The organism is Dehalococcoidia bacterium (genome assembly GCA_030018455.1).
Classification (GTDB): Bacteria; Chloroflexota; Dehalococcoidia; order DSTF01; family JALHUB01; genus JASEFU01.
The window spans coordinates 615,085-627,736 of sequence record JASEFU010000001.1; the positions used below are offsets into that span (position 1 = coordinate 615,085).

Sequence of the window (12,652 nt, forward strand, 5' to 3'; positions counted from 1 at the left end):
TCAGGAGTCGCGCCCCCCTTCGTCGTCGATCCCGAACAGTTCGCGGGCGGCCTGGACGTACAGATGTCCGTACTCCTTCGCCTTGAGGCGGGCGATGGGCCGGTGGAGCAGCTTCTTGACGATCGCCGCCGAAAGCGCCTCGATGCGCGCTCGCTCCTCGTCCGACAGGCCGGGCAGGCGGGCGAAAGTGCGCGCTAGCTCCGCCTGTCGCACCGCCTCGGCCTGCTTGCGGATGGCGGCAACCGTAGGCAGGGCGCGTAGTGAGCGCGCCCAGTCGCCGAAGCGGTTCGCCTCCTCCTCGACCATCGCTTCCACCTTCGCGACCTCCTTCAGGCGCGAGCGGAGGTTGGCCTCGGCCGCCGCCTGGAGGTCGTCGATGTCGTACAGGTGAACGCCCTCGATCTCGCGCACCGAAGGGTGGACGTCGCGGGGGACGGCGATATCGATGAAGAGCAGGCTTCGCCCGTCACGGCGCACCATCGCCTCCTTCACCGTCTCGGGCTGGATAAGGAAAGAGGGCGCGCCCGTGGAGGAGATGACGATATCGCTTTCGGCGAGGGCGCTGGGAAGCCGCGAAAAGGGCAGCGCCTGCCCGCCGAGGTCGGCTGCGAGACGGCGCGCGCGCTCAAGGGTGCGGCTCGTCACAAAGATGCGGGAGGCGCCGTTCTCGCGGAGGGCGGAAGCGGCCAGCTTTCCCGCTTCGCCGGCGCTGATCACGAGCACGGAGAGCGACGCCAGGTCGCCCAGCGTCTTCTTCGCCAGGCGCACCGCCAGCGAGCTCACCGATACGACGTTGCGGCCGATCGAGGTCTCGGCGCGGGCGCGGCGTCCTACCCGAATCGCCGAGTGGAAGAGCCGCGAGAGGTAGGGGTCGTTGCAGCCGGCCTCGACCGCCGCCACGAACGCCGAGCGCACCTGCCCCAGGATCTCCGCCTCGCCCACGACCATCGAATCGACACCGGCGGCGACGCGGAACAGGTGGCGCACCGCTTCCTGTCGTTGGAGGAAGTAGAACCTTTCCTCCGGCGGCGGCTCCGGCAGCCCTTTCGCGCGGGCGAGGAACGCCAGCGCTTCCGTCCGCATGTCGCAGCCGCCTGGGGCGTCCAGGTAGAGCTCCGTGCGGTTGCAGGTCGAGAGAATAACGCCCTTCCCCAGCTCGCAGTGGAGGCGGGATAGGGCCTCCGGCAGCTCATCGCCGCTGAACGCGAGCCGCTCGCGCGCGCCCACCGGCGCCGTCTTGTGGCTGATGCCCGCCAAGAAAAGCCCGTTCATCGAGTATCTCTCAGTCCTGTCCGTCTAGGCCTGCAACTTAGGGCCCGCCTTCAGTATCGATAGCAGGCGCGCCTTCGCCTCCGCGTAGCGGCCGGCGCTTAGCAGTTCGCGCAGCCGGCCGTCGATGGCGCGCTGCCACGCTTCCGCGTCCGGCGAGACGCCGCTTTCGCGCAGTTCGCGGCGCGTTTCCGCCAGCAGCCGCGCCAGGCGGTCGAAGTCCTCCGAGAGGTAGCCCTCCAGCTCCTCCCGCAGCCAGCGCGCGAGGGCGGGACTGAGGCCGCCGGTCGAAATCGCCAGGACGACGTCGCCGCGCCGGATGACGGACGGCAAGATGAAGTCGCACTGCTCCGGCTCATCGACCACGTTCACCCACGTCCCCTTCTGCCTCGCCTCCCGCGCGACACGCGTGTTGACGGCAGCGTCGTCCGTCGCCGCAACGACGATAGAGAAGCCTTCGAGGTCACCCCGCCGGTACTCCCGCGCTCGGTGCTCGATGCGCTGTCCGTCCCTGAGTGACGCCATCTCCGGCGTGAGCTCGGGGCTGACCACCGTCACCGTCGCTTCCGCCGCCAGCAGCCCTTCGACCTTGCGCTGCGCCACCAGCCCGCCGCCGACGACCAGGCAGCGACGCCCCTTCATCTCCAGGAACAGCGGGTAGTAGCTCATGGGTTTCAGGCTCGCGCCTCCTGCCGCGTGATGCCCAGCTCGGCGTCCGTCAGGTAGCAGGCGGGGTCCTCCGCCCACATGTCGTTGAAGCGCGAAAGCGCCCGCGCCCGCAGGTTGCCGTTGCATATCTCGAAGTAAGGGCACATCCCGCACTTCCCGCCGATACGGCCCGCGCGGTCCTTCAGCGCCGCCATCACGGGGTCGCCGGTGTCGGTCCATATCTCGCTGAAGGGACGCTCGCGCACGTTGCCGAAGCTGTAGCCCCAGCTAAACTGGTCGGCATGCACGTTGCCCAGGTAGTCGATGTTGCCGACGGCGATCCCCGACTGGTTGCCGCCCTGCCAGCGCAGCATCTCGTAGACCTCGGCCGCCCGCTGCGGCTCGCGCTCCTTCACCCGCAGGTACAGGTAGACGCCGTCGGTGTGGTTGTCAACGGTCAAGATGTCCTTAGTGTTACCGCGCCGGTGGAAGTCGAGGGTGCGGTCGAAGATAGTATCTACGGCAGAGCGTGTCTCCTCGTGCGTGAGGTCATACTTCACGATGCGGTCGCCGCGGCCGGCGTAGGCGAGGTGGTAGAAGCAGATGCGCGGTATGCCCTCCTCTTCCACGAGGTCGAGGATCTCATCGATGTACGGGTAGCTGAAGCTGGTGAGGGTGACGCGCAGCCCCACGCGCAGGCCCACGTCGCGGCAGTTGCGGATTCCCTGCAAGGCCTCCTCGAAGGCGCCCAGGCTGCCCCGGAAGCGGTCGTGGACGGGGGCCGGCCCGTCGATGCTCACGCCCACGTAGGACACGCCGATCTCCTTCAGCTCGCGCGCCGCGGCGTGGACGAGGAGCGTGCCGTTGGTGGAGATAACGGCGCGTATTCCGTAGTGGACGGCGTGGGCCACCAGCTCCGGCAGGTCCGGCCGGAGCAGCGGCTCGCCGCCGGTGAACAGGATTACCGGCGAGCCGAACCATGCGAGGTCGTCGATCACGCGCTTCGCCTCCGCCGTCGTCAGCTCACCCTCGTACTCCTTGTCGAACGAGTCGGTGTAGCAGTGGGCGCAGTGGAGGTTGCAGCGTCGGGTGACGTTCCAGGCGATAACGGGTTTCTTGTCGCGCGAGTAGTGCAGGAGGTGCGGCGGCAACTCTCCGGAGAGGCGCCCGAAGCGGAGGGCGTCGCCCGGTGTGACGGTGCCGCACAGCAGTCTGGTGACTCCCAGCATTGGTCTCTTCCCGATTCAGCGGGACGCGGAACTCTACTTAAGAGTTTAATACATTTCGCAAGAGCAGGCATTTTGCCCGGACTCGAGCCGGCAAACCGGCCATGAGGAATCTCTGGCAGGGCAAGAGACGTGGAGCGCCGGAGCTCTTTCCGGCCGTCTGGGGTCTTCTACACCGCGCCCTGAAGGATGCGGCATCACGGGGGATTTCGAGGGCGTCGGTGGGTCAGAGCGGGGGTGCAGGGGGCGGCGTCCCCTGTCGGGGGTGAGAATCGCTTATGCACAACGTGTGAGAGCGGACGGGTGGGAAGAAACGCAGCGGAACGCGGATAGCGCCGGCGCCCGGCGGCGGACCGGACGCCCGCTGGGGCGTTTTGTGCGGTTGAAAGTTCGCTCGCAGTCCGCTACTATCGCTTCATCAGAAGTCAGCAGGAAGCTGACAGGAGAAGGGAGGGAAGCCATGGCCGAGGAAAAGGTCGGCGTGGTGAGCGACTTCTTCGCTCGCATCAGCGTGGCCGGCATTAACCTATCGGCGCCTCTGTGCGTAGGCGACACCATCCGCATTAAGGGTCACACGACCGACTTTGAGCAGAGAGTGGACTCCATGCAGATCGAGCACGAGCAGGTCGAGGAGGCGAAGGCCGGCCAGTCGGTGGGGATCAAGGTACAGGACCGCTGCCGCCACGGCGATGAGGTCTTCAAGATAACCTGATCGCTAATCTTCGTCCTCGTCGAGCCGGACAGCGTTCTCGATCTCTTCTGAGGTGACCTCGTCGAGAATCTCCTCCGGCGACTCGCCCCGTCGCAGGCGCCGCGTCACTGCGATTCCGGCGAGGAGCACAAGCCCTGTCGAGAGCACGGCCACCGGCCCCGCGAACCTGCGGTGCCGCCGCCGCAACTCGGGAAACTTTCTTATCGCATTGTGGGCGAGGCGAAGGGCGTCCTTTGTCCACCCATCGGGCTGCTCCCCAATTACGGGGTCATCCCACGCCTCTTCTTCCCCGCGCTCTTCTTCTGAGATTCCCTTCTCCGACAACGATTACCTTCCCTTTCTCTGACTCCCCCTCTGCTTCCCCTGTGCGCCGCTGTCGATTTTCTTCAACAAATTGGCCATCTCGATTGCCGCAAGCACCGCATCGTACCCTTTGTTTCCCAGCCGGCCGCCGCTGCGCTCAAGCGCCTGCTCCAGCGTTTCCGCCGTCACAACGCCGAAGATGACCGGCAGCCCTGTATCGAGGCTGACCCGCGCTATTCCCGCCGCCGCCTGACCGGCGACGTACTCGAAGTGCGCCGTCTCGCCGCGCAGAACGGCGCCCAAACACACCACCGCGTCGTATCTGCCCGTCCGCGCCAGCCGGAGAGCGGCAAGCGGCAGCTCGAAGGAGCCGGGCACGTAGGCGATATCGGCGCGCTCCGCCATCCCCTGTCGCGAGAGGGCGTCGCGGGCGCCCTCGAGCAGGCGGTCGGTTATCTCTTTGTTGAAGCGGGAGACGACGACGGCGATAGTGAGGTCTTTGCCGTCCGCTTCACCCTCGAAGGTCCTCGCCAACGGCCCTCCTAATACTGCGCGTCTCCCTCCGCCTTCAGGAGGTGGCCCAGCTTCTTGCGTTTGGTTTCCAGGTAGCGCATGTTGAAGGAGTTGGGCTTGACAACGATCGGGATGCGCTCCACCACCTTGAGCCCGTAGCCTTCCAGGCCGGCGCGCTTCGACGGATTGTTCGTCAGCAGGCGCATCTCGCGCACCCCCAGGTCGACCAGAATCTGCATGCCGATGCCGTAGTCGCGGCGGTCTGCGGGAAAGCCGAGGGCGTGGTTCGCCTCCACCGTGTCCATCCCCTTGTCCTGCAGCGCGTAGGCCCGCAGCTTGTTGTGCAGGCCGATGCCCCTGCCCTCCTGGCGCATGTAAAGCAGTACGCCCCGCCCCTCCTCACTGATGCGGCGCAGCGCCTGGTCGATCTGCTCGCCGCAGTCGCACCGCAGGCTGCCGAAGACGTCGCCGGTCACGCACTGGCTATGGACGCGCACGAGCACCGGCTCCGGCGATTCGATGTCCCCCAGCACCAGCGCCAGGTGCTCGTCGGGGTCGATCAGGCTGCGGTAGGCGATGGCGCGGAACTGGCCGTGGGCGGTGGGAAGCACCGTTTCCGCCACCCGCTGCACCAGCCTGTCTTTCCGCATCCGGTAGCTGATGAGCTGGTTGACGCTGACGATGGCGAGCTTGTGTCGCGCCGCGAAACGTTTGAGGTTGGGGAGGCGCGCCATCGTGCCATCCGCGTTCATGATCTCGCACAGGACGGCGGCGGGATAGAGCCCCGCGATCTTGCAGAGGTCCACCGACGCCTCCGTCTGGCCCGCCCGCACAAGGACGCCGCCGTCGCGCGCGCGCAGAGGGAACATGTGCCCCGGCATCACCAGGTCGTCGGGGCAAGTGTGCGGGTCCACCAGCACGCGGACGGTGTGCGCCCTGTCGGCGGCCGAGATGCCCGTCGTGACCCCGTGCCGCGCCTCAACGGAAACGGTGAAGCCGGTGCCGAAGCGTGAATCGTTGCGGCCCACCATCATCGGGATGCGCAACTCGTCGAGCCGCTCGCCCGTCATCGCTATGCATATGAGGCCACGGCCGTAGCGCGCCATGAAGTTGATGGCGTCGGCGTCGACGAACTGCGCGGGAAGGGTGAGATCGCCCTCGTTCTCGCGCTCCTGGTCATCAATGATGATGACGAAGCGGCCCTTCTGGTACTGCTCGATGGCCTCTTCTACCGACGCCAGATCGCTGGATGCCGCTGGTCTCACCGTCTCACTCCCTGTCCGCACGCCCGCTAAGCTCTGCCGCGCTGTTCGAGGAGCTGCCCCACGTAGCGGGCGATGATGTCCGTTTCCAAGTTTACCGCATCGCCTTCTTTACGGCGAGTGAGGTTTGTGTTCTGCTGCGTGTACGCGACAAGCGAGACGAGGAAAGACGACTCGTCGCGCTCGACTACCGTCAGGCTCACGCCATCGACGGCTATCGGACCCTTCTTCACGACGTAGCGCATCAGCTCCGGCGGCGCGGAGTAGCGCGCGAGGACGGCGTCGGCTTCGGGCGTGAACGACAGCACGCGCCCCGTCCCTTCGACGACGCCGCGCACGAGATGGCCGCTGAGCCGGCTGGCGAGGGTGAGCGACCGCTCCAGGTTCACGGGGTCGCCGCGCGAAAGCTCGCCCAGGTTGCTCTTGCGGTAGGTCTCGGGCATGACGTTGAAGGTGAAGCTTTCCTCGTCCATATGCGCGACAGTGAGATCGACGCCGTTGACGGCGATGCTGTCGCCGAGGTTGGTGCCCCAGAGAGTGCGCCGCGCCTCGATGACGAGCGTGCCGTCCTTCGCCTCTCTCACGATGCCTACTTCCTCAATGATTCCCGTGAACATGGCTGCCCTCCTCTACATCCCTTGCGGGCGCGTCTGCTCGCTGACGTAGCCGGTGACCAGCAAGTCGCTGCCCAGGCGCTCGACGGCCACTTCGCGCAGGCGCAGCGCCTCGTCCATGCGCCGGGCGCCCCTGCCGGCAACGGCGGTCGGTGAGCGCTCCCCGCCGATGATCATGGGGGCGATTATCGCCTGCACCTTGTCCACGAGCCCCCTGTCGAAGAACCCGCCGAGCAGCCCGCCGCCGCCTTCGACGAGCAGGCTCAGCACCGGGCGCCGTCCCAGCTCGCGCAGCAACTCCAGCAGGTCGGTCTTGCCCCGGTAGGAGGGCGCTACGAGCACTTCGGCCCCTTTCGCCGTCATCGCCCGCCGCCAGGAGGCCCGCGAGCGGCGCGTAGTAACGATAAGCGTCTTTGCCGGCCCCGATAGCACCCTCGCCCTCTCCGGCGTCCGGCCGCGGCTGTCGGCGACGATGCGCAGCGGCTGCCGCGCGCCCTCTGCGCTGCCGCCGGGCCGCGCCGTCAGCTCCGGGTCGTCGACCAGCACCGTGCGCACGCCGACGATGATGGCGTCGATCTGCGTCCGCTGCCGGTGCGCCCACTCCCGCGACTCCGGGCTGCTCACCCAGCGGGAGTCGCCGCTCGTCGCCGCGATCTTGCCGTCGAGGCTGACCGCGAACTTAGCGATGACGAAGGGCAGGCCGGTGGCGCGGTGCTTGATGTACGCCTCGTTGATTCGCCGCGCCTCCGCTTCGCCCTCGCCGACGCGCACGGCAATCCCCGCTTCCTCCAGCGCCTGCTTGCCGCGCCCCGACACGTTGGGGTCGGGATCGATGTGGGAGAAGCGGACTTCGCGGACGCCCGCGTCGATGATCGCCTTCGTGCAGGCGCCGGTGCGCCCTTCGTGGCAGCAGGGCTCGAGCGTGACGTAGAGGACGGAGCCGCGCGCGGCGTTGCCCGCCTCCCGCAGCGCGACGATCTCCGCGTGCGGTCCGCCCGGCGGCTGTGTATAGCCCTGGCCGACAACGCGTCCCCCTTTTACGACGACCGCGCCCACGGCCGGGTTGGGGCTTGTGCTGCCCAGCGCCTGTCGGGCAAGCTCCAGGGCGCGCCGCATAGGCTCCATTCGACTGGCCTTCGCCGTCATGGCGGTTTTTCCGCCTTGAAATGCAGGAACAGCGCGCCGTGCTCCCGCCATCCGCGCAGCGAGGGGTGCTCGCGGCACGCTTCCTCGGAGGGACGCGGCTCCCTCAGCTCGCGCAGCGTGAAGCCCGCGTCGATGAGCCCGTTCACGTAGTCGGACAGGGTGCGCGGGAAGGACGGCACGGCGAAGGGGGCCACGTCGTCGGGCGCGTGTTCGAACTTCCAGCGCTCCACCCACGGCTCGTGGTTGAAGTAGCCGGAGATCAGCAGCCGCGTCGCGCTGCCGTTGTCGTCGCGCTCCCAGCCGAAGCCCCTGGTCATGAAGCAGGGATGGGTGACGCTGAAGGTAAGCCGGCCGCCGGGCCGCAGCACGCGATAGATCTCGTGGAAGGCGCCTGCGAGGTCGGGGCCGTCCATAACCGCCATCGTCGAAACGACGAGGTCGAACGAGGCGTCGGCGAAGAGGGGCATGTCGGAGAAAGAGGCCACCTCGTAGCGGATGCTGAGCGGCTCGCGCGCCTCCTCGGCCCGCGCCAGCTCGATCATGCGCGGCGAGATGTCGATGGCGGTCACGCGGGCGCCCATCCGCGCGAGCAGCCGCGTGTTGTGTCCTTCGCCGCAGCCGGCGTCGAGCACGTCTTTGCCACGCACGTCGCCGAGGAGGTCGAAGAACGCCGGGTTGTTGAACGTCTCGCGGCAGACGTCCCAGCCGCGGCGGACCTGCTCGGCCCAGCGGGCGGCGTTGTCGTCCCAGTGGCGGGCGACCTCTTCCTCGGGCGTCGAAGGGTGTGTCATCGGCGTTCGTTTCTCGTTCGGTTTTCGGCGCTAGCGGCTCTCTTGCTCGAAGTCCTCGTGGATGCGGCTGGGCGCCGGCTCCTGCTGCCCCTGGTACTTGCTCCCCAGCCCCGGCGACCCATACGGCCGCTCGACGGGCGTCGTCAGGCGCAGGAACGATATCTGGCAGATCTTCATCCCGCTGTAGACGGCGATGGGCAGGACGGCGGCGTTCGACAGCTCCAGCGTCAGCTTGCCGCGCCATCCGGGGTCGACGTAGCCGGCGGTCGCGTGCACCAGCAGGCCGAGACGCCCCAGCGAGCTCCGGCCGTCGAGGCGGGCGACGATATCAGTGGGCAGGGCGATGGTCTCCAGCGTGTTCGCCAGCACGAGCTCGCCCGGGCGGATGACGAACGGCGTCCCCTCTTCGACCTCGACGCGCTCAGTGAAGCCCTCCGACGGCTCTCGCACGTCGATCTGCGACCGCTTGTCCTTGCGGAAGACGCGGAACACTCGGTCGAGGCGGAGATCGACGCTGGAGGGCTGGATGGCGTCGTCGTTCAGGGGGTCGATGACGATGCGCCCCGCTTTCAGCTCTTCTCGAATCGATCTATCGCTGAGGACCATGCGCCCCCCTGCCGTGTCCATCATTCTAGCACCGCTCCCGATGGCTGAGAAGGCGATGCCGCCCACGCGCACGCACATAACAAATACGTGAATCGCCTCGCCCTTCACGCAATCGATGGCGGCCGCTGGACATACTGGAATCGAAAGCGGAGGAGAGGAGGAGGACGATGCCGAGAGGCAGAGGAAGAGACGGAGATACCGAGCACCATCGAGCGCTCCGACAAGCACGCGCAGCACATCTGGAAGAAGGCGCACGATAGCGCCGTGGAGACGCACGGCGAGGGCGGACGCGCCCACCGCGTCGCCTACGCGGCCCTCAAGCACAAGTGCGAGAAGAAGGGCGATCGCTGGGTGAGGAAGGGCTGAGGCGAGCGGCTATCGTGCCCTCAACCGTCGCGCCGCCAGGGCCAGTCCGGTCAGCGCGACGACGCCCGCCGCCAGCCCAGCGAGCGCGGCGCTTTCCCGCGGCTTCGACTCCCCTGACGCCACCGGCCCAGCGGCGAGAGCCGCCGGCGGCAGCCTCACCGTCCCACCGACTCCCGGAGGTGGAGTAGGCGGTGTCGGCGTCGAGGTAGGCGGCAGCGGCGTGGGCGTGCTGGTGGCCGTGGGCGGTACCGGCGTCGACGTGTGAGTACTCGTGGGCGGCACGGGAGTGTCCGTGCTTGTCGGCGTCGGCGGGAGCGGCGTATCTGTGCTCGTCGGTGTGGGCGATGCCGTGCTCGTTTCGGTCGGTGTCGCAGTGCTGGTCGGCGGGATTGGTGTCGGCGTGTGAGTGCTGGTCGGCGGCAGCGGCGTCGCAGTGTCGGTGGCCGTTGGCGGAACGGGCGTCGCCGTATCCGTCGGCGTAGATGTCGCGGTCGGCGTCGGCGTCACGGTTGGAGTGGCGGTAGGCGTTCGCGTGGGCGTCGAGGTGCTCGTGGGCGTTGGCGTTCCGCCGTAGTTCGCGTAGTACTGTCGCGAGCCGCCCCCCGTGAAGCCCTGTACGCAGATCACGCCGCCCCCGAGGTCAGTGAACGGATAACTGCTCGTCCAGCTTATGAATGCTCCTCCCTGGTCTGAGGTGGCGGCTGCTTCTAGCCTCACCGACTCCGTGCTGCCGACGCCAAAGGTCTTGCCGCTCACGGAATCGACCCCATAGTAGGTGCCGGTCTCCCCGCTTCCGCTGCAATCTGTTGTGTCGTATTTAGTCCCCACGAGCGTAAAGGTTACGCCCGCCGGCGCCGCAAACACCTTCACGTTGCCGTCGGCGAAGAACGTGACGGCGGTGGGCGTCTGCGAGAGGTCGCCGTCCCAGGGCGAAGGGTAGGCCCTCACTTCATACGTCCCGGGCATGCCGTCGAGCGTGTAAGAGTAAGTGAACTCGCCGTCGCCGTCGGACTCCACCGTATCCCAACCGGGCGTTTGGGAGCCGTCTCCGACGACGATACTGCCGTCGGGCCTGATGACGGGGATGTCGTAGAGGGTGTAGGGAGCGAAGCCGCCGCCCGTGATGGTGACCGTTTCGCTCGGGTCGTAGTCGTCCTTGTGAGCGCTAAGGGTGGGCGCCGCCTCTGCCAGCCGGAGAAGCCCCCAGCCTGCGGCGGCCACGCCCAGCACGATGGCAAGCGCTGTCAGCGAAAGCAGGATGCCGCGTCTCGAACCACGCATGCTGTTACCGGATGCCGGCGCCGGGCCCGAACTTTGCCCGGGTGATGGCGGGTATCACCTTAACGCCGGCGGGGACCAGAAGGCGCGTGCCTTGCTGACTAGGCGGGGATAACCTGCAAGATAACCTGTAAGGCCACCAGTCGTTGGCAGAATTATGGTAGTAGCATAACAATTTGTCAAGCCCTGACGATAACTTTCTTCGCCGTAATTACCTTTCCATCAGAATCATATACGCCCCATGCGGCGAAATGTTACAGCTCGGAAGCCGTCGCGAAGAGGGAAAGCGGCGCCTGCCCATCGCTCGTGGCGGCGCCGGATGGTATGCTAGCAGCCGCCAGCTCGACGGTCTTATCAGAGGATGACCGCCCGGGTAACGAGATGAGTGACGGAAGTCAGGAGAGGGGCCGCGTGGGCCAGGAGGCGTCCCCTGGTGTACGGAGGGTTCGGCGTTTCCGGCTGCTCAGTGTCGCGGCCGCGGTCATCGCCATCGCCGCCATCGCTGGCCTCGTCGCATTCGTGATGCTCGGGGGCGGCTGTGGCAACGGGTCACTGAAAGCGGCCATCGTCGACCAGCTCAGCATCAGGAACCCCAACCAGTCATTCGTCGAGAGGGCGATGGCCATCCTCGAAGACGCTGGATACACCGTCGACTATTACGCAGGCGACGAGGTGACTGTCGAAGCCTATCGCAACCTGGCAGGACACGGCTACGACCTCGTTCTCCTGCGCGCCCACTCCGCCGTCCCCCGTACAGACCTCTCCCTGCCCGCGGAGATCGACCCCGACATTCTCCAACGCATCATGGACAGGATAGGCGACGACGTCCTCCTGTTCACCTCCGAGCCCTACGACGAGAATGCGTACGTCGACGGACAGAAGGCGCTGCGCCTCTTCCCCGTCGTGTACGCCGGCGACCCCGCGAGCGATTCCTATTTCGCCGTCTCGTCCGGGTTCGTAAGGTCGATGAGCGGGCGCTTCGACGGCGCAACGGTCGTCCTCATGGGCTGCAGCGGTCTGGCGACGGAGAAGACGGCCGCCGCGTTCGTCGAGAAAGGCGCCGACGCCGTCATCGGCTGGAGCGACACGGTGTCGCCCGAGCATACCGACGCCGCCACCGAGCGCCTGCTGCGGCTGATGCTCGAAGAGGGCCTGTCGCCGGGCGAAGCGGTCGAGAAGACTGCTGCCGAGCTCGGCCCCGACCCGACGTTCGGCGCCGTCCTGCGCTCCTACCCCTGAACCGCCCCCTGCTGCGCCCTTCGATTCTGCTAGAATGGAATTGAGGGCACACGTCGGAACCACGTGACTCGAAGCGCAGGGAGGAACCCGTTTCGACATGTCGAATGAAGAAAGACCGGAGTCGGCCGGACTGGAGCTTGCCACGTTTGCCGGCGGATGCTTCTGGTGCACGGAGGCGGTCTTCAAACGCGTGCGGGGCGTCAGCGAGGTGACCTCGGGCTATACGGGCGGACGGGTCGAGAACCCTAGCTATGCGCAGGTCTCGACCGGGCGCACAGGCCACGCGGAAGCGGTCCACGTCAAGTTCGATCCGCAGGTCGTCTCCTACGAGCGGCTGCTCGACGTGTTTTGGGCCACGCATGATCCGACGACCCTCGACCGGCAGGGCGCCGACGTGGGGCCGCAGTACCGCTCCGCCATCTTCTATCACACCGATGAGCAGAAGCGGGAAGCGGAAGCCTCGCGCGACCGGCTGCAGGCATCGGGCAAGCTCGACGGGAAGATCGTGACCAGCATTGAGCCGTTCGAGAAGTTCTATCCCGCCGAAAGCTATCACCAGGAGTACTACGAGGCCCATCCGCATGCGGCGTACTGCACGATAGTCATCGAGCCGAAGATCAGGAAGCTGCTGCGCGATTTCGGCGACGAGGTGAAGGAGGAATACAGGTGAAGCGAAGCG

14 protein-coding genes and 1 pseudogene are annotated in these 12,652 nt (G+C 66.9%); 4 read left to right on the forward strand and 11 right to left on the reverse strand.

The window, feature by feature from the left end; translation table 11 throughout:
• The 3 genes from hemA to QME71_02955 are packed head-to-tail and all read right to left on the reverse strand — an operon-like array spanning window position 1 to window position 3,146.
• Window positions 1–1,272: a glutamyl-tRNA reductase gene (gene hemA / locus QME71_02945; protein MDI6857255.1), complete on the reverse strand. Its 1,272-nt coding sequence runs from the start codon at window positions 1,270–1,272 to the stop codon at window positions 1–3.
• A gap of 24 nt (window positions 1,273–1,296) precedes the next feature.
• The gene (locus tag QME71_02950; GenBank protein ID MDI6857256.1) at window positions 1,297–1,938 is read right to left on the reverse strand and encodes a bifunctional precorrin-2 dehydrogenase/sirohydrochlorin ferrochelatase; all 642 of its coding nucleotides are present in this window, start codon (window positions 1,936–1,938) and stop codon (window positions 1,297–1,299) included.
• Window positions 1,939–1,943: 5 nt separating this feature from the next.
• Window positions 1,944–3,146 carry a radical SAM protein gene (locus QME71_02955; GenBank protein ID MDI6857257.1) on the reverse strand — a complete coding sequence of 401 codons (1,203 nt, stop codon included), beginning with the start codon at window positions 3,144–3,146 and terminating at the stop codon, window positions 1,944–1,946.
• A 457-nt stretch (window positions 3,147–3,603) separates the two neighbouring features.
• Here QME71_02955 and QME71_02960 point away from each other — a divergent pair, with 457 nt between their 5' ends.
• Window positions 3,604–3,855, forward strand: a complete 252-nt coding sequence (locus tag QME71_02960) for a translation elongation factor-like protein (GenBank protein MDI6857258.1) — start codon at window positions 3,604–3,606, stop codon at window positions 3,853–3,855.
• Between the two features lie 3 nt (window positions 3,856–3,858).
• On the opposite strand, the gene QME71_02965 is transcribed toward QME71_02960, so the two are convergent.
• From QME71_02965 to dcd, 7 genes are read right to left on the reverse strand one after another with little or no spacing between them, the layout of a single operon-like run.
• Window positions 3,859–4,179, reverse strand: a complete 321-nt coding sequence (locus QME71_02965; GenBank protein MDI6857259.1) for a hypothetical protein — start codon at window positions 4,177–4,179, stop codon at window positions 3,859–3,861.
• Between the two features lie 3 nt (window positions 4,180–4,182).
• On the reverse strand, window positions 4,183–4,692 hold the full coding sequence (gene ribH / locus QME71_02970) for a 6,7-dimethyl-8-ribityllumazine synthase (GenBank protein MDI6857260.1): 510 nt from the start codon (window positions 4,690–4,692) through the stop codon (window positions 4,183–4,185).
• Window positions 4,693–4,700: 8 nt separating this feature from the next.
• Window positions 4,701–5,936, reverse strand: a complete 1,236-nt coding sequence (locus QME71_02975; protein MDI6857261.1) for a bifunctional 3,4-dihydroxy-2-butanone-4-phosphate synthase/GTP cyclohydrolase II — start codon at window positions 5,934–5,936, stop codon at window positions 4,701–4,703.
• Between the two features lie 26 nt (window positions 5,937–5,962).
• Window positions 5,963–6,550, reverse strand: a complete 588-nt coding sequence (locus QME71_02980) for a riboflavin synthase (GenBank protein MDI6857262.1) — start codon at window positions 6,548–6,550, stop codon at window positions 5,963–5,965.
• Between the two features lie 12 nt (window positions 6,551–6,562).
• Window positions 6,563–7,693, reverse strand: a complete 1,131-nt coding sequence (gene ribD, locus QME71_02985; GenBank protein MDI6857263.1) for a bifunctional diaminohydroxyphosphoribosylaminopyrimidine deaminase/5-amino-6-(5-phosphoribosylamino)uracil reductase RibD — start codon at window positions 7,691–7,693, stop codon at window positions 6,563–6,565.
• Window positions 7,690–8,484 carry a methyltransferase domain-containing protein gene (locus QME71_02990; protein ID MDI6857264.1) on the reverse strand — a complete coding sequence of 265 codons (795 nt, stop codon included), beginning with the start codon at window positions 8,482–8,484 and terminating at the stop codon, window positions 7,690–7,692. The genes ribD and QME71_02990 overlap by 4 nt, the downstream gene beginning before the upstream one ends.
• A gap of 30 nt (window positions 8,485–8,514) precedes the next feature.
• Window positions 8,515–9,090, reverse strand: a complete 576-nt coding sequence (gene dcd, locus QME71_02995) for a dCTP deaminase (GenBank protein ID MDI6857265.1) — start codon at window positions 9,088–9,090, stop codon at window positions 8,515–8,517.
• Between the two features lie 195 nt (window positions 9,091–9,285).
• On the opposite strand from dcd, the pseudogene QME71_03000 reads away from it, so the two are divergent.
• Window positions 9,286–9,450: pseudogene (locus QME71_03000) on the forward strand (ChaB family protein).
• A gap of 15 nt (window positions 9,451–9,465) precedes the next feature.
• On the opposite strand, the gene QME71_03005 reads toward QME71_03000, so the two are convergent.
• Window positions 9,466–10,737 (reverse strand): hypothetical protein, encoded by a 1,272-nt coding sequence (locus tag QME71_03005; GenBank protein ID MDI6857266.1) that lies wholly within the window; start codon window positions 10,735–10,737, stop codon window positions 9,466–9,468.
• A gap of 378 nt (window positions 10,738–11,115) precedes the next feature.
• Here QME71_03005 and QME71_03010 point away from each other — a divergent pair, with 378 nt between their 5' ends.
• Both QME71_03010 and msrA read left to right on the forward strand, forming a co-directional pair.
• Complete coding sequence (locus tag QME71_03010; GenBank protein ID MDI6857267.1) at window positions 11,116–11,973, forward strand: hypothetical protein; 858 nt, start codon at window positions 11,116–11,118, stop codon at window positions 11,971–11,973.
• Window positions 11,974–12,070: 97 nt separating this feature from the next.
• Window positions 12,071–12,643 (forward strand): peptide-methionine (S)-S-oxide reductase MsrA, encoded by a 573-nt coding sequence (gene msrA, locus QME71_03015; protein MDI6857268.1) that lies wholly within the window; start codon window positions 12,071–12,073, stop codon window positions 12,641–12,643.
• Window positions 12,644–12,652: the final 9 nt, after the last annotated feature.